Here is a 19,003-nt window from a genome sequence, read left to right as displayed (position 1 = left end):
ATTCCTCCCTTACATAACCAAACTAAGTAGCAAAACAATGCCAAAAGCAACGAAGGACAAAATGGTTTCCATAGCGGTCCACGTTTTTAGCGTCTGGGCCACCGACATATTAAAGAACTCTTTAATCAACCAGAACCCGGAGTCATTCACATGAGAAAGCATGATAGAACCTGCTCCTACTGCAAGCACTAAGAGTTCCGGGCTAGTGCCAGGTATTGTAGCAGCAAGCGGGGCAACAATACCTGCTGATGTTGTCATAGCTACTGTGGCAGATCCAACCGCAGCTCGGATGATGCCGGCGATGACAAAGGCTAATACAAGAGGCGAGATATGTGCGCCAGTAGCCAGTTTAGCAATCGCGTCACTCACTCCGCTTGCAATCAATATTTTATTAAAGCCGCCCCCTGCGCCAATAATCAAAATGATAGAAGCGACAGGTCCCAGACACTCATTCGTAAACTTTAGAAGGTCGTTTTTATCATAGCCGCGGGCAAAACCAAATGAATAAAAAGCAAATACCAGTGAAATCAGGAGTGCTACGACCGGACTTCCAATAAAATCAACAACGATGCGTAATCCGCTCGTAGCAGGAAGCGTAACATCTACGAGTGTAGCAAGCAGCATTAACATAACTGGAAGTAAAATCGTAAACAGCGTGATGCCAAAGCCAGGCAGCTCCTTTTGCTGAGCCTTCGTGAATTGCTCAACCAGTTCACCCGTTGGTTCTACAAGAACTTTCTTAGCAATATATGAGCCATAAATCGGACCTGCTACCGCAGCAGCAGGGAAAGCTACTAAAATAGATAACAAGATCGTCTTACCCAAATCTGCGTGAAAAATACCAACCGCCAACATCGCAGCTGGGTGCGGTGGAACAAGACTGTGAACAACAGCAAGTCCAGCAACTAAAGACAGACCGATTTTAACTAGCGAAGTGCCGGTATGCTTGGCAATCACGAATACAAGCGGAATCAACAAGACAACCCCGACCTGGAAAAATACAGGAATTCCACAAATGATAGCCACGACCATCATCGCCCAGTGAACATTCTTCTCGCCAAAAGCACGTATAAGCGTTCGGGCGATACGTTCAGCCCCCCCTGATTCGGCCATCATTTTCCCGAGCATTGTTCCGAGTCCGATAACGATGGCAATAAAACCTAACGTGCTGGCAACTCCATCTTGAAAGGACTTCACAATGTCGGGCAGCTTCATTCCGGAAATCAATCCCATAAACAACGCAGCGACGATCAGTGCGATAAATGGGTTAGTTTTAAACTTTGCGATCAATACAATTAAACCTAAGATGGAAATCAAAGCATATAGCAATAAACTAGTGTCATGGCTTAATCCAAACAAAGAAACCATTTTTGTTGCCTCCTTATTATTTGTATGCGATTACTATTTGGATTTGGATCATCTTAGCTAGAAAATAATCTGACGAATTTAGTCATCACAGGCTCCATAGAAGCTTGCATATCTGACATTATGGTAGAAAGATGTACCATTGATTTGTTTTCAGACAGGTTTTGCAAGTAGGTAACTGCCGCCATCGATACTTCCGTGTTGACATTAATTTTGCTTATACCTCTTTTTATCGTTTGCCTGATCATTTCATCTGGTGTTCCAGACCCCCCATGAAGGACAAGCGGGATTTCAACAACTTCACGAATTTTCTCTAGAAGCGGAAGATCAATATGAGGCTCCCCTTGATACATACCATGTACCGTGCCAATCGCGGCTGCCAAGAAATCCACCCCTGTTGCTGCGACGAATTGTTTCGCGGATTGCGGATCTGTCAGGGTTCCATCCCCTTCTTCCTCGTCCGAAAAAGCGCCTCTTGCCAACGATCCGATCTCGGCCTCCACCGACACGCCTGCCTGATGAGCAAGGTCTACGATTTCTTTTGTCCGCCAAATATTTTCGTGAAGGTCGTATTTAGAACCGTCATACATGACCGATGTAAACCCATTCTCAATGGCCCGGATGATGGATTCCTTCTCATAAGCATGATCTAAATGAAGCGAAATTGGCACACTTGCTTTGGAAGCCAGCGCTCTAACCATGGCAGCAAATCCTTCAACATTTACCGTTGGAAAGTAGCGTTCTCCCAATGCAATAATGACTGGCTGATGTTCATGTTCAGCTACCTGAATAGCAGCTTGAACGGTTTCTAGGTTAAATACATTAAAAGCAGCCACAGCAAACCTTTTTCTTTGAGCTTCTTTTAATATATCTTTGGTATTCACTAGCATCTTTATAAGCCCCTTCAATATCAGAATGTTTGTATTCGTTTTCAAAACTGGCAAGTTCATATTGGCGTATACCCGCAAATATGAACACAGTGATATACGCCACCATAAATACTAGCCTTCAATTTTTTGAACAGTCTCCAGCAGCGTTGTATCGCTTCCTACGTTACCCGGAAATACGATATACGGGATGCCCGAGAATTTGGCCTCTTCACCCGTGAGCCAAACTGGAATACCTGCTGCAGCCTGTCCAATGACTCTCGCTTTGCGAATGCCAAGCCCTTTCGTTGCAACATCGCTTGAGGTGATTCCTCCTTTTGCAATGATGAATTTAGGTACAATATCCAATGAACTAACTATTTTAACCAGTGATTCAGATACGGTTTGGCTGATGGATAGATTTCCATCGGAGTTATCAACGGCAACTAGTTTGCGGCTGCTGAATACAACCACATTTTGTCCATTGGCAATGTGTTCATTCACTTTCGAAATGAGCCGCTCCAATTCATTCGCCTTTTCAACTGGATTTAAAATTTTATTTACATCCATTTCCAACGAAATCATGTTGGTGCCAGCAAGCAATTGCTCCAATTGTCTTGTTGTCTTTTGCACATGGGAGCCGACCACCACAAGCCCTCCGTGTGATTCTTGTCCTTTAGCCACTAGCTTCGCTTTCGGCAAAATATCTTGATCTTCGATGCCCCCATACGATTTAACAAAAGAGGCTGCCGTACGAAAGATATACTTTTTGCCTTTTCCCTCAGCTTGCAATAGTCCTAAGGAAAGGACATCCAAATCTGCGTAAGATAAGCAGTCTGCTATGACCGGCACATTTCCCTCAACCTTCAACAGCATTTCTTCCACTGCATCTGGTCCGCGGCGCACTTGTTCAAGCGTAATTACAACGCAATCTTCTGGCTTGACTCGTCCGTTTGTTTTTTCCGCAACCCACTGTGTCAGATCACTATGCTCATAGCCAAAGACTTTATCTCTGGCAAACTCCGTCTCGTGAACAGGAAGCAGTTCGTCGCCTTCTTTTAAGTAATGGGTATTGTGATAAGTCATACGACCTGCTTCAAAAAAAGCCGGGATGATCAAATGCCCGTCATATGCAAGTCCGGTCATTCCGCGAATTTCTTCCGTCAACGTATCGGTTTCCAAGGGGTAATACCCGCGCAATGTAGAATCGCCTCTGCTGACGAAGACGAAGTCGATACCCGTTTCACTTGCTACAGCCTGTACATTTTGGGCAATTTCACGGTTGATCCGTTCCGCCTCGGCCGCTTGATAAGCGCGTGTGTTGGTTAAAATATAGAAAACCGTTTCCGGATGATTGAATGCTTCACGCAATAATTCCTTGTCCCACTGCGTCAATACATCGATGTCGTGTACGGTTTGAACACCTGTCGGATCATCGTCCAGCACAATAATCTTCTTGTTGCGGGATTGGTTGATTTGCTTGATTTGCCCACGGAGATCGTTGCCTTTCCATTCCGGCGGCAATTGCGATTCGAGGAATGAGACACTTATTGTGCTCGCACTCATTTGTTATGCCCTCCTTACTTCAACATGTGCAAGTTTCTCATAATACTGAACAATACCGCCATGATCATGACTAGCTTTGCCATCGATCTTCAACGCGTGGAAAATTTCAAGAAGCTGGCTGGATAGCGGCAGTGGAACACCGATTGCGTGAGCTGTTTCCATGACATTGGTAATATCCTTAAGGTTAATATCGATCCTGCCTCCGGCAACGAAATTTCTATCAAGAATCAACGGAACTTTTGCATCCAGTACAGCGCTTCCAGCAAGTCCGCCTCTGATCGCCTGATACATTTTATCGATATCAATTCCGGCTTTTGCAGCCAAAACAAGCGCTTCCGACATCGCGGCAATATTGAGATTAACGATAATTTGATTGGCTAATTTAGCCGTAGAGCCGCATCCGTTTCCGCCTACTAAGGTTACAGCGCTTCCCATGCTGAAAAGCACATCTTTCACGCTTTCATAAACTTCTTCCTTACCGCCTACCATAATGGCCAAGGTACCGTCTACAGCTTTGGGTTCTCCTCCGCTTACAGGCGCATCTAACATTTCAATCCCTTGTTTAGCCAGCTCACTAGCAATTTCATTGGAAACTACGGGTGAGATGGAACTCATATCAATAACTACCGTACCTTCTTTTGCACTTTTATAAATCCCGTTTTCTCCAAAAATAACGCCTTTGACAATGTTCGCATTCGGAAGCATGGTGATAATAACGTCGACATTCTCCGCTACTTCTTGGGGAGTTGCAGCAGCAAGTGCACCGGACTTTACAACTTGCTCTACAGCCTCTTGATTTAAATCGGTAACGGTTACCTTATATCCGGCCTTCAAAAGATTAATTGCCATTGGTTTCCCCATGATGCCTAAGCCTATAAACCCAATTTTATTACTCATTTCTATTCCCTCCTATTGATTGCGCTTTCACATGTGCCCTAATTAGCTTCTTGTTTCTCATGAATGTTTTGGCAAACATGTGTTTATGATATAAATCAAAGCCTGAATTCAGTAACAGAATGCGATTATTCTAACTATGAAACACCGAAATGTATTCAATTCATATATTTTTTGTATACAATTTAACTACTTTCGGATACGAATATCTTAATATTATTTCAAATAAAGTGCTAGTCTATACTTTTCCGAAAAAAAGTAGTATAATTAATATTTTAGTTTATGATTTTGGACCTTCAAAGAGGTGGACAATTTGGCCAAGAACAATGAAAAATCTCGTCCCGCTTACAACCAATCCTATGAAATTATTCGTGATATGATCTTACAAGGCGATATTCCTCGCGGAACCAAAATTGTTGAGGAAAAGCTAGCTTCTGAATTAGGAGTAAGTAGAACCCCTATCCGTGAATCCATACGTAAATTGGAGCAAGAAGGACTAATAGCAAATAAAATGGTCATTAATCCTTCTGAGAAGGATTTGAGAAATACGTTCCAAGTACGCATGCTGTTAGAAGGACATTCTGCCAGGTATGCCGCGACTTATCTTCCCGAAAGCGAGTTTCAATCGCTTCTTGAATGTGTCCAGATTGGCAGAACTGGAACACTTGATGAAATTATGAAGGCCAATGAGAAATTTCACGAGATCATCGTACAGGCAAGCAATAATCCGTTCATGATTGATATCATTGATCGTATGCAATCCATCATCTATCTGTTTCGTCGTACCGTTGTCTACTACAATCGCCCCTTCTTAATTGATGAACATGAGCATATTTATGAGGCCATTAAAGCAAGAAATGGGGACCAAGCTGAAGTTTTAATGAAACAACATTTACAGGCGGATTTAGATTTTTGCCTGCACTTAATTTGCTAATCTAAACATTGCAAAGCAAAAGCAGCTCAAAATGAGCTGCTTTTTTTGCTGTGATAAAGAAATCGAGACTATCTTGCAAATTTCCTTAGCTGTGAAAGCACACTTGTGGACAACTCCAACAAAGAAGTCAAGATACCCACAGCTGAGGCAGCTTTTATAAGTTTCAATCGCTTTCCCCGCCATAGTTTTCCTTTGAGTATTTTCATCCAATAGAAAAGCTATCCACTGCCGGATTGTTCCGATAATTTAAACGGGGATATTTTTTGTTGTTTTACTTATACACATTGTTATCCACAGAAAAAGGGAGGCGAATTCCGCCCCCTTTCAAGCTTTTCCCCTTTTTTCCACAAAGTTATCCACATTACCCACATTTTTTTTGTAAAAAAGTTATCCCTCACATATCCCATTCAAAAAGGTTGATAGATCAGGTTTTCTTTGAGTTATGCACATTGTACACAGGGTATGTGTATAACCTTGTTCACAAGGTGTGTATATATCTAAGTTTTCTTACAATTTAGCTGTATACCTTGAAATCTATTCATTACGAAGCTGTTGTCACGGTCGAAGGTGCTTCGGACGTCACACTATTTTGCATGCGAATGGCTTGATTACAGGCTGAGATGAACGCTTTAGCTACGGCAACAAGGACATCCTGGTCGATCCCTGTGTTTTTGAAGGTTTGGCCATTCACCGAAATCGTGACCTCTGCTTCGCCGGTCGCTTTCTCACCTGTGGACAACGAGTGCAGCTCAAGATCGGAGAACTCCACATTCATCGGGATGGCTTGCTGCAGACAGTGAACGATGGCTTCGATTGGACCTTCTCCTGTACCGGAGTAGACGCTCTCTGTGCCCGTTTGATTATTTCTAACCGATACAGAGGCAACGCGATTGCGATCACTGCTCGAGACGACTTGCATATGTGTCAGGGTGAATGGCTCCATTTGCCCATCAACTGTTGTGCCTACAAGCTCCATCAGTTGATCATCTGTGACCATTTTTTGCTCATCCGCTTTTTCTTTGAAACGTGTATAAAGTGTATCCAGTTCTTCGCCTGTAAGCTCGATACCGAATTGTCCAACACGATGCTTCAGTGCGTGACGGCCCGAATGCTTGCCAAGAATGATCATGGAACGCGGGATACCTAGCTTTTCTGGATCCATAATTTCGTAAGTGTTACGATTTTTGAGCAGTCCATCCTGATGAATGCCCGCTTCGTGCTGGAAGGCATTACGGCCGACAATCGGTTTGTTATAGGCAATTGGGAAGCCCATGATGCGGCTGACCATTTTGGATGTGTTGAAAATCTCACTCGTCACAATGCCCGTTTCCACGCCCATTGAATGCTTGCGCGTCTCAATCGCCATGACTAGCTCTTCAAGTGAACAGTTGCCTGCGCGCTCACCGACCCCATTCACGGTTACTTCCACATGCGTGACTCCCGCAGCGATTGCCGCAAGGCTATTCGCAACAGCGAGCCCAAGATCATTATGGCAATGTGCGCTGTACTCCACGGTATCACCGCCTCTTACACTTTGGCGCACTCTGCGGAACATCGCGCCATACTCTTCAGGAAGCGCATAGCCCACTGTGTCGGGGATGTTAAGAATTGTGGCACCTTCAGCGATGACCGCTTCAAGCACTTCGAAAAGGAACTCATCGCCCGTACGCGTGGCGTCCATCGGTGAAAATTCGATCCGATCGACGAATTGTTTCGCATAGCCGACCATGGCGCGAGCCATTTCTACGACTTGTTGACGCGATTTACGAAGCTGAAAGTCTAGGTGAATGTCCGACGAGGACAGGAACATGTGAATACGTCGCGAAGCAGCGTCCTGAGTAGCTTTGACGGCTGCATCAATATCCGCTTTGACGGCGCGGGCGAAGCCGCAAATCTCAATGCCTTGCAGTTCGCGCGAAATTTGCTGCACTGCCTGGAAATCACCAGGACTTGAGATCGGGAAGCCCGGCTCAATGGTGTCGATGCCCATTAGAGCAAGTTGTCTTGCGATGCGAATCTTCTCCTCTGGGTATAGGGAAGCGCCCGGAGCCTGCTCGCCATCTCGTAGTGTGGTATCAAAAATGCGAATACGTCTATTAGTGTTTGTGTTCTTTTCCATAGTTAGTTCCTCCTCAAGGTAGCCCGTATGGGGCGGTGGTTTGAAATTTGTATTTGCGTGAGTTCATCGCTGTAAGCGTGATATCATCGCTATAGTTCGAGATTCTGGCTTTTCCGCTGCTGTAGTGATAAATTTCATCACTACTGCGTGTGATTAGTGGGATGCGACGTCTTTTCACCAATGTATGATTAGTGGCTGCAGCGCACTATCCACAGACGACAAAAAGACCCGTCATCTCCACATAAGAGACGACGGGTCTTCACCCAGCGCGGTACCACTCTTGTTGACTCCGTCATGGAGCCCACCTCAGATATAGCCAGCATTCTGCCCGCTATATCACCCGATCACGGAGGTCATCCGTTCATCCCTAGCAGCTGTACACCAGCTGATCAAGATGACCGCTTCCAAGCGAGTTCGGGGCGTTCTCGGTCTGCGTCGCATCAACCCGCAGCTTTCTGTACCGTAGACGTGAGCCCTTACTACTCTTGTTCATCGCGTTTTTTATATGTGTTTTCCTCGATTAAATCAGTTTCAGAACAACCAAAAAAGCCTGCCATCTCTATAAAAGAGACGACAGGCTTGAACCTTCCGCGGTACCACTCTAATTGATCCGAGCTATTACGCTCGAAACCACTCATGTACCTGATCACGGGGGTCAACCGTCAAGACCTACTTGGGTGCTGGATCCTTGGCATCCTTATCAGTCCTACCGCTCCCGGGCGAGTTCAGGTGACGTTTCGTCTGTGCTTTCACCAAGCGCACAGCTCTCTGAGCGAAACTGATCATGCCTTACTATTCCCGTTCGTTGCGTTTGAAAGTATTGATTGTGATTATAGTATGCACAATTTCCAAAGTCAATACACCTGTCTGAAAATTTATTTTATTCGCTTACCACTCTTCCAGCTTGAGTTGGGGTTCAGCTTTCAGCTCCATGGAGTCGAACTCTTGCTTGTCCCACTTGAGGAATGCGGCGGCGCCAATCATCGCCGCATTGTCCGTGCAAAGCCGGTGCGGCGGCACCAGCAGCGGCACATCCAGCTGCTCGCAGCGCTCGGCGAGCCTGCTGCGCAGCCCTTTATTCGCGGCAACTCCGCCCGCGAGTAAAAGCTGCTTCGCGCCGTATTCCCGCACGGCGCGGCTCGCTTTCTCCACAAGCACGTCGATGACGGATGCTTGGAAGCCCTTCGCAATCTGCGCGACCTGAACGGTTTCACCGCGCATTTTGCTTTGGTTGACGACGTTCAGCACCGCGGATTTCAATCCGCTAAAACTGAAGTCGTAGGAGTCTGCCTCGAGCCAGGAGCGAGGCATTTTGATTTCGGAATCGGCTTCCTGAGCAAGCCGATCCACGTGTGGTCCGCCCGGGTAAGGCAATCCCATTGCCCGGGCAATTTTATCGTAGGCCTCGCCGGCCGCATCATCGCGCGTGCGCCCGATGATACGGAACTGGCCGGGGCCTTCGAGCAGAATGAGCTCGGTGTGTCCGCCGGACACGACGAGCGAAATCGAAGGATACACCAGCTCATGGACGAGCTGGTTGGCATAGATATGTCCCGCGATATGGTGAACACCAATCAGCGGGAGGTCTAGGGCGCAAGCGAGCGCTTTGCCCGCGACGACGCCGACTAACAGGGCCCCGATCAATCCGGGGCCTTCGGTTACGGCAATGGCGGAGAGCTCGTGGAGCGAGATTCCCGCTTCCGTGACGGCTTCCTCCAACATCCATGTGATCGACTCCACATGCTTACGGGAAGCCACTTCCGGCACAACCCCGCCATAACGTTGGTGCGTTTCGATTTGACTCGAAATCACGTTTGAACGAATGATTTTCCCATCCTCAACAATAGCCACGGAAGTCTCATCGCAGCTCGTTTCGATGGCGAGGATGTACACCGGCTTTGTTGCGGCAGTTTCCTTTTGACCATTTTCCACCATTTCTTCTTGTCTATCTTGTTGCATCTGTACTTCTTCACTCACATTCTTCACCTATCTGAAAGTCTCAGTCACTGAGACCATCCTTTCTACGTTTGGGCAGGTCTGCCCACATGACGACAGCGTCCTCGCGATTATCTGTATAATAGCCTCTACGCACCCCAACGGAGCGGAAGCCTAGCTTTTCGTATAAATTTTGTGCTACATAGTTCGAGGTTCTCACTTCAAGCGTGATTCGAATTGCACCAAGGAAAGCTGAGGTTTTCATCAACTCACGAAGCAGTCGTTCTCCGAGCTTGCGACCTCGATAGGTGTCTTTGACTGCGATGTTCGTGACATGCGCTTCTTCCATGATAAGCCACATACCGCCATATCCGGCGACTTCACCCTCGATGTCCATAATCATATAATGGGCAAACTGGTTGTTCGTCAGCTCATTCTCAAACGCCCCTCTAGTCCAAGGTGTCGTGAACGCTTCCTGCTCGATCTCACAAATAAAAGGAATGTCTTCCATGGTCATTGAGCGGAATACCAATGAATTTTCTATGGCATGCGGCTGTCTCTGTTCCATGATTAATGCTCCCCTTTCTTCGTCTGCAGGCCAGCCAGCAGATTGGCTTCTGCTTCTGGAAGCCTTGTGTAATTCGGCACAAAGGTGTGCACGTCAGCCTTCTCGCCACTCGCTAATCTCGGATAGGCCAGCAATCCAATATACTCAGCTTCAATGCCGTAAGGAACTACACTCACGCTGCCAGCAAAATCCTTCTCAAACTGTTCAAGCTCAGCTGTAAAGCCTGCTGTTTCACCAACGAACAGAATTTGTTCAGGCACCAAAGTACTAGCTAGCGAGAGGATTTGCTCCGTCCAGGCACCGATAACCCGAATACCGTCTGGCAACACTTCACGCCAACTAGCATCTGGTTCTCGTTGAGCCGTAATGGCAGTTCCCCCTTCAAAAGCATACACAGCTGTAAATGCTTGTCTGCGCCTTCCATCCATTAGAGGTACTACCCATGTTAGAGCACTCCCCTTATAGTCGTTCTGTACAGAACCACCAATTGCCATAGCCTCTAAACTGGATACACCGATCAAGTCGAGCCCTAGCGACCATGCAAATGTTTTGGCTACGGAAACAGCGATCCGCACGCCCGTATACGAGCCAGGTCCTTGACCTGCAGCAACTGAACGCAGATCTCGCGGCTTCATTCCTAAGCGATTGAGTAAATCTTGAATGTGGGGAAGCAATCCCAGAGAATGATTTCGTTCCGCATGAGAACTAATCTCTCCGAGCAAGTTGCCATTTTCCAAAATAGCAACTGTCATTGCTGATGTTGAGGTATCGATCGCTAAGCATCGACCCGAATTATTTATCCGTTCCGTCATGTAAATGTCCGTTCTCCTTCATCTGTAAACACCAGCTCAGATACGGCGAACCGTAAGGAGTCAGGTGAAATACGCGGGTCTGATCAACCTCTTGGGTGATCGTAATACTTAGTCTGTCGGGTGGCAGCAAATCCTCAATTAAGCTTGACCATTCGATCAGCGTAACCCCTGCCCCATAGAAGTAATCTTCTAAACCCAACTCATCTGCTTCCTCTTGCGAAATGCGGTACATATCCATATGGTAGAAAGGGAGACCAGCTCCCTCGTATTCTTTAATAATGGTAAATGTAGGCGAATTAACATGCTCCGAAATTCCCATTGCCCTAGCAAAGCCTTGGGAGAACCTCGTTTTTCCCGCACCCAAATCACCGTCTAACGTTAAGACTGTCCCTGGCTGTAGATACTTAGACAATAGGGTTCCCAACTTATCCGTATCTGCTTCATGCAGAGAATGGAACCAAAATGTGGATTGAGTCAATGATCTCATCCCTTTCTTCCGCGTGCGCGTGCTGGTTCTATTATAGTCCTCGCCAGCAGGTGACAGCAACCTGTCACTAAGAAAACCTCTATTTAGGCTAAATAGAGATGGAAAAAGCCCTCCCCGATTCGACATCGGAGAAGGCTTATTTGGCCCACGCGTACCTTTAGTGTACCTCTTCGAGCTCCCCAGCTGGCACGACCCGAGCATCTGCGGGATTGCCTTCCGCATGCACTTTGACGAGACCTTTACCGGCATCTACACTATCAATCCAGACAGCCATCCCATCCAGGTCTACCTCAATTTTCTCATCAGCAGCTAAAATCTCCTGAGCGCGGTGAACATTCATGGTTCATCCAGTACGGATTCCGGAGCAGCCATCGTATCCGTAGTGAATTCGTCAATTAAACCATTATGCATGGTGACGTTGCCGCCTCCAAGCCCCTCATTAATCATACGATCAATGTCCATGAAACAATCATCTTTACCTTCATTGCTCGAATCCTGCGACAAATTCGATTCTGATGCCATCCGTAATCCCTCCTTAGGTTCGCTATTTGGGTTATCATGTTGCATTTAATAACGTCTCCAATCTCTCCTGTAACCATTCTCTTAAATGACTGCCGTATAAAGGGAATGCATCAAGAGAATACTAGTACAATTACGTATGTTAGGGGAGGAATGCTATCCATGCATACCGTGTGGAAAGGCGCGATCAGCTTCGGACTTGTTCATGTTCCTGTTAAAATGTTTTCGGCCACAGAGGATAAAGATATCTCTATGCGCTATATTCACAAAACTTGTATTACCCCGCTATCCTATGTTCGGAAATGCCAGACTTGCGAGAAAGAAGTAGAGTGGGAGGAAATCTCGAAGGGCTATGAGTATGAGCCAGGGCGATTTGTTCTTTTTGAAAAGGACGAGCTTGAGGAAATCTCCGGAGAAGCGAACAAGGAAATTAAGATTTTAGACTTCGTAAATTTAACGGACATCGATCCGGTCTATTTTCAAAAAACATACTATCTCGGCCCTGGTGATACGGGCGCCGGCGCCTACATGCTGTTGCTCGATTCCATGCGTCAGACAGGCAAAATCGGTATCGCCAAGGTGTCGATCCGCTCCAAAAGCTCGCTAGCCGCGATTCGTGTTATTGAGAATTGCTTAGCGATGGAAACGATATTTTATCCCGATGAAATTCGTCCAATCTCGCAAGTACCCAACCTTCCCGAGAAGGTCACGGTGAATGAGCGGGAGATGGAGATGGCGAAAATGCTGATAAACCAGCTCTCCACCCCTTTTGAACCCGAAAAATATAAGGATGAGTATCGCGCTCGCCTACTTGATGCGATTGAGCGTAAAGTGGCAGGCGAAGAAATCCAGTCCGCACCTGCTCTGCAAAAGACAAGCGTTATCGACCTGATGGCTGCGCTGCAAGCGAGCTTAAATGCGACCAAACCGTCCGAAGGCAAAGTAACACTTGGAGAGGATGCTTCGGTTACACTAGAGCAGACAGCAGAGAAGAAGCCCGCGGCGAAGCCACGAGCGAGAAAGGCGAAGGAGCCAGTGACTTGAAGCAGTGAAATGAAAAATGCCCTATCTTGGCTTCCAAGATGGGGCATTTTTTGTGGTTGGATTGGTTGGGCAGGGATATTCAGAATGAAGCTGCTCTAGCTCTCACTCATTGGATATATACCCAATCTGATCAAACGTACACTCCGCCAGCCCCACCTGCGTGAACGCTTGAATGCTCGGGTGCCTCATAGTTCCGCCTGAGGTCCATTCTATGTATTGAATTTTGACGGTTAGCTTCGGCTCGATCCAAGTCGCATCTTTGCTCCGTTCCGGCTCGTTGGCAAAAGGTTTCTCCTTCACCATCAGTGGCTCGACGAGCTTAGTCAACTGTCGCCACTCCTCGCGAGTTAGTTTGCCTGTCCCCGCGTGACCGATATATATGAATCGTCCCTCCCGATCGAAAAGCCCCAGCAGAATCGCATTGACGATACCTGCGCGATACGTAACTCCTCCCATAACCGCATGGATGTCATGGAATATCTTCTTTTTCAACCAACGCTGATCTTTCCCGCCTAACGCATAGGTGCTTTGCAGATCCTTACACACAATCCCTTCCATCCCATGTGCTTTCATGACCTCATAGAGCTGGTGACCATCGGTCATATTCGGTGTCAGTTGAAAATGTGCTTGCTGCGTAATCACGTCCCGCAGGACTTTCTGTCTAACAGACAAAGGCTCATCTAGCAGCCATTTTCCGTTACACATCAGGATATCGAAAATCATATACGTAATCGGTGTCTGGTTGACCGCTCGGTCAATGCTTTGTTTTTTACGAAGCGATTCCCGCTTCATAATCTCATGGAATGTCGGCTTTTTATCATCAAAAGCAATAATCTCCCCATCCAAAATGATAGAAGATGCTGTACAGTAGGAGTGAATATCCAACAGCTCGGGGTACTGCTCCGTCCTTTCATGGCAACGGCGATTCCACAGCCGAACCTCCTTGCCGTTATAATAGGTTAGCATGCGAACGCCATCCCATTTAATTTGTTATCTGGAGTATAATAATTAATAGTGTTAATCTATTTAACGTATCAAAGAGTCACACTAAGTTTACATTGTATACGATTTATCTGGAGCAATTCCACAAAGTGTTTTTTATAAAGGAGACGATATGATAAAGGTACAGAAAGTGAAAATTAGCACTAAGGGAATAACATATATAGTTATTGGTAAGGATTTTCTACCTATTGAGCCAATAAGTTCTTATCTTAAATATTTATCAAACTTTAATTATTCAATTAACACAATTAGAACATATGCTAATGGCTTAACAATTTATTGGAGGTATTTAAATCATAAGAATTTAGATTGGAGAAAAGTTAAATTAGAAACAATTGGGGATTACATACACTTCCTGAAGACACCGGAACCGTTTGCTGAACTTCTATTGGAACAAGAAGCCAAACGAAAAGAAAGTTCAATAAATTTATACCTGGCTTCTATATCCTCATTTTATGATTTCCACTACAAGAATGGGGAAATTGAAGCAAACCCCTTGGTTCTAAATACAGGTCATAGAAGATCAGGGTTCAAATCATTTTTACACCACATACAGAGATCTCGACCAATTAGAACTAAAAATATAAAACTCAAATCTCCGAAACTACTACCAAAAGTTTTATCACATGAACAGATAAACCTTATTATTAATTCATGCAATAACCGGAGAGACAAGCTTTTATTCTCTCTACTATTTGAAACAGGAATGAGAATTGGACAGGCTTTGGGGTTGCACCACGCAGACATTAAATCTATGGACAACGAAATAAACATCGTCCCACGTGATGACAATACAAACTTTGCAAGGCAAAAAACGGATAACGAATACACGGTACATGTTTCAAAAGAACTAATGAAAATATATACCGATTATGTAGTTTATGATCTCGATGAAATTGAAAGTGATTACGTGTTTATTAATCTATGGAGTGGACAAGTGGGTAAATCTCTAACTTACGAATCTGTAGCAAAAATTATTGAGGGGATTCAAAAAAAGACCGGTATTTTTTTCCACTCACATATGTTCAGGCATTCTCATGCCACAGATTTAGTTAGGAGTGGATGGGATATGTCATTCGTACAAAAAAGATTAGGACATAAACAGATCCAAACAACTATAAATACGTATACTCACCTTAGCAACGAAGATATGAAGATTGAATTTGAAAAGTATAGAAAAAAAATGGGGGATAAAAATTGACTCCACTACTCTCATTGATTTCTGAAGTTACTGAGATCAAGGAAAATAAATTATTACCTATCTTCAATCGAATTGATCATGTGTATAAGCAGGATGTATGGAAGTTATTTGAACTCCCAGCAACTACTCAAAAAGATATTGATAAAATAATACGAAATAATTTAGCCAGATATATTAAATTTCCAGATTCTACATCAAGCTTATCAATAGAGATGAAATTAATATTATGGAAGATCTTAAACGACAGGATATGGTGCGTACAATCTTTAGCCGCGAAGTTAAGTCGAATAAAAGCTATCGTAGAGTGGCTAGAAGAAAATAACTATAATCTCAACATGTTAATGCTTATAGACCAAAAGAATTTAGAGGCAAGTCTAAAAGATTTTCTAATTAGAAAGGGAATGTACAGAACTTCCACGCGTACTATGCTTGATTCAAAACATGAAGTTAAAGTTTATAAAAAAGAACACGATGGGATTTATATATTGCATCAATTCATTAAAATTGCTACTGAGTTTTATGATGAAAGAAATGAAATTGATAAAGATGTTTGGGATGTCAGAAACTTAGGAATTCCCTATAACGAGACAACAGGTACATACAAAATATCTTTTGAAGCAATTAAGCTCCCGTGGCTTAAAGATTATGCTAAACGATTTATTTTTCAAATAATAACTCGACAAAGCTTCTCGACGGCAATGAATAAATCATCTGGACTAAAGTTTTTCGCAAATTTTATATCCAGTCAATATCCAAATATAAAATTCGAAGATATATCTCGCAAACTAATACATGAATTTATAGATCATTTGAATAAAACTCAGTTATCTCAAGGAACCAAACAAGTATATTTTTGTGCTATCCAAGACTTCTTTGTTATTAGTACTAGAGAGAAATGGGTCAAATTTAACGAGCCTATATATTTCGAAAAGTTCAAAAATGTTTTTTATGATGCTCAACCCCGATATATTTCTGAATTTATATTACAGCAACTTAACGATAAGCTCGAGAGTCTTAGACCAGATATTATGAGGTTGTTGCTTATTCAACAAGTATGTGGGATGCGGATAAGTGAAGTTATCACCTTGAGATCAGATTGTATTTCTAAGGATAAAGAAGGAGATTATTTCCTGAAGAGCTATCAATCTAAATTAAAAAAAGATCACGAAATACCAATTCCTATTGAGATTGTTAAAGTGATAAAGGAACAACAGCTTTTCGCAAGGCAATTATGCGGAGATGCTGTAAATATATTATTCCCAAATAATAAGGGAAACCCTATCCTTCAAAAAAACGTCAATGAAAATATTAATAGACTTGCATTCAAGTACAGTATTTGCGATGAAAACGGTGAGATATTTCACTTTCAATCTCACCAGTTCCGCCACACCGTCGGTACTAGACTAATAAACATGGGCGTACCCCAGAATATTGTACAAAAATACTTAGGTCATGATTCACCTGAAATGACCAACAGGTATGCTAATATTTATGATATTTCTCTTAAAAAAAAGTTCTATGACTTTAAAGGTAAATTAATAGATATCAACGGAAAAGAAATCTCCGAATCTAATGATGATAATCTAAAAGATCTAAAATGGCTGAAAAAAAACATACTATCGCAAGCATTGCCAAACGGTTTTTGTTCGATTCCTGTTATTGCTGGTCCTTGTCCTCATTCAAATGCTTGCTTAACCTGTGAACACTTCAGAACAGATAAATCCTTCCTAAATGTTCATTTACATCAATTAGAAACTACGCAAAACTTATTGGAAGTATCAAAAGAAAATAAATGGATCAGACAGATCGAATTAAACGAAAAAGTTATAAATACCCTTAATAACATTGTAAATTCACTATCAAAGGAATGATTTAATTTTTATTATGTCTATCATTATTAATCCAGTTAAGGGAAATTTAATATGGTCTCTTTCAAAACAAGAGCTTATGCAAAAGCACCTACCACTCGAATGGGTGATGAATGATGAATTATCTCAAGGAATGATAACAGTTTTAAATGCAGAAAAAAACTTAATTATCAATAATAAATCAATTCTATTTACAAATAATTATAGGATCAACATTGAATTAAAGTACGGCATACTTAATTTCATCAGAAAAAAAATTATAAACACAGACTCATATCTCACATCAATTTTAAACTATTTGAATAAGCTACTAACTATTCTTGCAAAATCGATCACTACGAATGATAAAAGCTTAACTATTAAAGGATATAAGTATTGGCGAAAAGTAGTTTTAAAAGGATTGGCTGAGTCTTCGAAGACAGCAAAAGAAATAGTACTTTCTATGTTAAAAAGAATTTATTCTTACATAATCAATTATTATGATGATAGACCTGAATTCGAAAAAGATATCTGGGATTTGAAGAAATTGGGGTTAGAATCAAATCCAACATATTATTTTTCCCACTTCACTTTCTGGCAGATTCAACACTCATGGTTAAAAGATGCATTAAAAGTATTCATAAAGAACAATTTGCACTTAATAAAACCAGTGTCATTAAATAAGTATTGTCTTGTTATTAAATCGTTCTCTAATTTTCTTTATAAAAACTTACCTGATATCAAGAATAGCTTTGACGTGACAAGGGAAGTAATTATTAAGTTTTTGTTCCATATAAAAAGCAAACTTAAATCAGTTCCACTATCGTATATTGTTAACTTAAGAGGCTTTCTTGAATATTGTTCTATAAATAAAGTATTAGAGTTTCGTGATTCCATATTGATTTATGACGATGACCTGCCACCTCAAAGTAGAAAACATCCGAGGTTTATACCTGAGTATGTACTTAATCAAATTAATTTATATATGGACGGGCTTCCAGTAGAAATAATGCGTATTTTGAAAATCTTGCAACATAGTGGTATGCGTTATTCAGAGTTATTGCAAATACCCATTAATTGTATATCAGTTGATAATGAAGGTGATTCATACTTAAAATATTTTCAAAACAAAACGATGAGAGAGCATATGATTCCAATTACGAAGGAATTGACTACAATAATAAAGCAACAACAGGATGAAGTAACATTGTTTTGGCCAAATTCAAAATACTTATTTGTTAATAATAAAGGCCTTCCGCATAAGCAAAGACTAATATCAGAAGTAATTAATACTTTTACAACTAGTAAGGGGATAAGATACGAAGATGGTACATTTTATCGTTTTAGAGCACATGAGTTCCGACATACTGTGGGTACACAAATGATAAATTCCGGAGTCCCTCATCGGTTTGTTCAGCAATTTTTAGGTCATCAAAATCCAAAAACTACTGACACATATGCTCACATTCATAATTCAACATTAAAAAATGAGTTGCGTGAAAAACAAAAAATACTAATTAACTACAAAGGAGAACTTCTGGTTGATCCTAAATTGGATACTCTAAATGAAGGTGTAAGTCTAACTTTGCCCAATGGATATTGTGCATTATCAGTAAGTTTACAATGTCCTCATTCCAATGCATGTTTGAGTTGTACTCATTTTAGGACCGATATAAGCTTTTTACCTATACACTTAAAACAAATAGAGGAAACAAGCAAAAATATTGAGATTGCAAAAAGTTATGGAATGGAAAGACATTTACAAGTGAACCAAGAAATTATGATAAATTTGTCAAAGATAGTTGATTCATTAGAACATACTATGGAGTAATCATTTAAATAGT

The 19,003-nt window shown here is 42.7% G+C and carries 17 protein-coding genes and 2 other annotated features; of the genes, 5 read left to right on the top strand and 12 right to left on the bottom strand.

The genetic code is table 11. The features are described from left to right. Nucleotides 1-9 precede the first annotated feature (9 nt). The 4 genes from AC58P7_RS10180 to garR all read right to left on the bottom strand — a co-directional run bounded on the left by AC58P7_RS10180 (nucleotide 10) and on the right by garR (nucleotide 4,694). Nucleotides 10-1,368: a GntP family permease gene (locus AC58P7_RS10180; protein WP_497342371.1), complete on the bottom strand. Its 1,359-nt coding sequence runs from the start codon at nucleotides 1,366-1,368 to the stop codon at nucleotides 10-12. Between the two features lie 53 nt (nucleotides 1,369-1,421). Further along, complete coding sequence (locus tag AC58P7_RS10175) at nucleotides 1,422-2,255, bottom strand: class II fructose-bisphosphate aldolase (RefSeq protein ID WP_497342369.1); 834 nt, start codon at nucleotides 2,253-2,255, stop codon at nucleotides 1,422-1,424. Between the two features lie 111 nt (nucleotides 2,256-2,366). Continuing rightward, complete coding sequence (locus tag AC58P7_RS10170; RefSeq protein ID WP_497342367.1) at nucleotides 2,367-3,797, bottom strand: four-carbon acid sugar kinase family protein; 1,431 nt, start codon at nucleotides 3,795-3,797, stop codon at nucleotides 2,367-2,369. 3 nt (nucleotides 3,798-3,800) lie between these two features. Then, the gene (gene garR / locus AC58P7_RS10165; protein WP_497342365.1) at nucleotides 3,801-4,694 is read right to left on the bottom strand and encodes a 2-hydroxy-3-oxopropionate reductase; all 894 of its coding nucleotides are present in this window, start codon (nucleotides 4,692-4,694) and stop codon (nucleotides 3,801-3,803) included. A 310-nt stretch (nucleotides 4,695-5,004) separates the two neighbouring features. On the opposite strand from garR, the gene AC58P7_RS10160 reads away from it, so the two are divergent. Beyond that, nucleotides 5,005-5,625, top strand: a complete 621-nt coding sequence (locus tag AC58P7_RS10160; RefSeq protein WP_497342363.1) for a GntR family transcriptional regulator — start codon at nucleotides 5,005-5,007, stop codon at nucleotides 5,623-5,625. A gap of 541 nt (nucleotides 5,626-6,166) precedes the next feature. Here the strand turns inward: AC58P7_RS10160 and AC58P7_RS10155 are convergent. From AC58P7_RS10155 to AC58P7_RS10125, 7 genes are all read right to left on the bottom strand, one after another. Beyond that, nucleotides 6,167-7,744 carry a 2-isopropylmalate synthase gene (locus tag AC58P7_RS10155; protein WP_497342361.1) on the bottom strand — a complete coding sequence of 526 codons (1,578 nt, stop codon included), beginning with the start codon at nucleotides 7,742-7,744 and terminating at the stop codon, nucleotides 6,167-6,169. Between the two features lie 241 nt (nucleotides 7,745-7,985). Beyond that, nucleotides 7,986-8,246 (bottom strand) — a binding site (T-box leader). A 61-nt stretch (nucleotides 8,247-8,307) separates the two neighbouring features. Further along, nucleotides 8,308-8,559: a binding site (T-box leader), on the bottom strand. Between the two features lie 73 nt (nucleotides 8,560-8,632). After that, a complete protein-coding gene (gene tsaD / locus AC58P7_RS10150) occupies nucleotides 8,633-9,679 on the bottom strand; it encodes a tRNA (adenosine(37)-N6)-threonylcarbamoyltransferase complex transferase subunit TsaD (RefSeq protein WP_497342569.1) in 1,047 nt (348 codons plus the stop codon). A gap of 64 nt (nucleotides 9,680-9,743) precedes the next feature. Continuing rightward, on the bottom strand, nucleotides 9,744-10,247 hold the full coding sequence (gene rimI, locus AC58P7_RS10145) for a ribosomal protein S18-alanine N-acetyltransferase (protein WP_497342359.1): 504 nt from the start codon (nucleotides 10,245-10,247) through the stop codon (nucleotides 9,744-9,746). A gap of 2 nt (nucleotides 10,248-10,249) precedes the next feature. Next, a complete protein-coding gene (gene tsaB / locus AC58P7_RS10140) occupies nucleotides 10,250-11,059 on the bottom strand; it encodes a tRNA (adenosine(37)-N6)-threonylcarbamoyltransferase complex dimerization subunit type 1 TsaB (RefSeq protein ID WP_497342357.1) in 810 nt (269 codons plus the stop codon). Beyond that, nucleotides 11,040-11,546 (bottom strand): tRNA (adenosine(37)-N6)-threonylcarbamoyltransferase complex ATPase subunit type 1 TsaE, encoded by a 507-nt coding sequence (gene tsaE, locus AC58P7_RS10135; RefSeq protein WP_497342355.1) that lies wholly within the window; start codon nucleotides 11,544-11,546, stop codon nucleotides 11,040-11,042. Before tsaE ends, tsaB begins: the two co-directional genes overlap by 20 nt. A 157-nt stretch (nucleotides 11,547-11,703) precedes the next feature. Next, complete coding sequence (locus tag AC58P7_RS10130) at nucleotides 11,704-11,886, bottom strand: small, acid-soluble spore protein, H family (protein WP_497342353.1); 183 nt, start codon at nucleotides 11,884-11,886, stop codon at nucleotides 11,704-11,706. Continuing rightward, nucleotides 11,883-12,068 carry a hypothetical protein gene (locus tag AC58P7_RS10125; RefSeq protein WP_497342352.1) on the bottom strand — a complete coding sequence of 62 codons (186 nt, stop codon included), beginning with the start codon at nucleotides 12,066-12,068 and terminating at the stop codon, nucleotides 11,883-11,885. The genes AC58P7_RS10130 and AC58P7_RS10125 overlap by 4 nt, the downstream gene beginning before the upstream one ends. Nucleotides 12,069-12,227: 159 nt before the next feature. Here AC58P7_RS10125 and ku point away from each other — a divergent pair, with 159 nt between their 5' ends. Next, nucleotides 12,228-13,109, top strand: coding sequence for a non-homologous end joining protein Ku (gene ku / locus AC58P7_RS10120; RefSeq protein ID WP_497342350.1), 882 nt, complete (start codon nucleotides 12,228-12,230; stop codon nucleotides 13,107-13,109). Between the two features lie 102 nt (nucleotides 13,110-13,211). Here ku and AC58P7_RS10115 read toward each other — a convergent pair whose 3' ends face one another. Further along, on the bottom strand, nucleotides 13,212-14,096 hold the full coding sequence (locus AC58P7_RS10115) for an ATP-dependent DNA ligase (protein WP_497342567.1): 885 nt from the start codon (nucleotides 14,094-14,096) through the stop codon (nucleotides 13,212-13,214). 127 nt (nucleotides 14,097-14,223) lie between these two features. On the opposite strand from AC58P7_RS10115, the gene AC58P7_RS10110 reads away from it, so the two are divergent. From AC58P7_RS10110 to AC58P7_RS10100, 3 genes are read left to right on the top strand one after another with little or no spacing between them, the layout of a single operon-like run. Further along, complete coding sequence (locus AC58P7_RS10110) at nucleotides 14,224-15,312, top strand: tyrosine-type recombinase/integrase (RefSeq protein WP_497342348.1); 1,089 nt, start codon at nucleotides 14,224-14,226, stop codon at nucleotides 15,310-15,312. Next, nucleotides 15,309-17,183, top strand: a complete 1,875-nt coding sequence (locus AC58P7_RS10105; RefSeq protein WP_497342346.1) for a tyrosine-type recombinase/integrase — start codon at nucleotides 15,309-15,311, stop codon at nucleotides 17,181-17,183. Before AC58P7_RS10110 ends, AC58P7_RS10105 begins: the two co-directional genes overlap by 4 nt. Before the next feature lie 13 nt (nucleotides 17,184-17,196). Then, nucleotides 17,197-18,990 (top strand): tyrosine-type recombinase/integrase, encoded by a 1,794-nt coding sequence (locus tag AC58P7_RS10100; RefSeq protein WP_497342344.1) that lies wholly within the window; start codon nucleotides 17,197-17,199, stop codon nucleotides 18,988-18,990. Nucleotides 18,991-19,003 lie beyond the last annotated feature (13 nt).

Source organism: Paenibacillus sp. J22FR5 (assembly GCF_059691975.1).
This window is presented reverse-complemented; position numbering and strand designations above follow the sequence as displayed.

Excerpts from the sequence above, each read along its gene's own strand:
- AC58P7_RS10100 (WP_497342344.1), top strand. The coding sequence starts at position 17,197 with ATGTCTATCATTATTAATCCAGTTAAGGGAAATTTAATATGGTCTCTT.
- AC58P7_RS10170 (WP_497342367.1), bottom strand. The coding sequence starts at position 3,797 with ATGAGTGCGAGCACAATAAGTGTCTCATTCCTCGAATCGCAATTGCCG.
- AC58P7_RS10130 (WP_497342353.1), bottom strand. The coding sequence starts at position 11,886 with ATGAATGTTCACCGCGCTCAGGAGATTTTAGCTGCTGATGAGAAAATT.
- AC58P7_RS10155 (WP_497342361.1), bottom strand. The coding sequence starts at position 7,744 with ATGGAAAAGAACACAAACACTAATAGACGTATTCGCATTTTTGATACC.
- tsaD (WP_497342569.1), bottom strand. The coding sequence starts at position 9,679 with ATGGTGGAAAATGGTCAAAAGGAAACTGCCGCAACAAAGCCGGTGTAC.
- AC58P7_RS10180 (WP_497342371.1), bottom strand. The coding sequence starts at position 1,368 with ATGGTTTCTTTGTTTGGATTAAGCCATGACACTAGTTTATTGCTATAT.
- garR (WP_497342365.1), bottom strand. The coding sequence starts at position 4,694 with ATGAGTAATAAAATTGGGTTTATAGGCTTAGGCATCATGGGGAAACCA.
- rimI (WP_497342359.1), bottom strand. The coding sequence starts at position 10,247 with ATGGAACAGAGACAGCCGCATGCCATAGAAAATTCATTGGTATTCCGC.
- AC58P7_RS10125 (WP_497342352.1), bottom strand. The coding sequence starts at position 12,068 with ATGGCATCAGAATCGAATTTGTCGCAGGATTCGAGCAATGAAGGTAAA.
- AC58P7_RS10110 (WP_497342348.1), top strand. The coding sequence starts at position 14,224 with ATGATAAAGGTACAGAAAGTGAAAATTAGCACTAAGGGAATAACATAT.
- tsaE (WP_497342355.1), bottom strand. The coding sequence starts at position 11,546 with ATGAGATCATTGACTCAATCCACATTTTGGTTCCATTCTCTGCATGAA.
- AC58P7_RS10175 (WP_497342369.1), bottom strand. The coding sequence starts at position 2,255 with ATGCTAGTGAATACCAAAGATATATTAAAAGAAGCTCAAAGAAAAAGG.
- tsaB (WP_497342357.1), bottom strand. The coding sequence starts at position 11,059 with ATGACGGAACGGATAAATAATTCGGGTCGATGCTTAGCGATCGATACC.
- ku (WP_497342350.1), top strand. The coding sequence starts at position 12,228 with ATGCATACCGTGTGGAAAGGCGCGATCAGCTTCGGACTTGTTCATGTT.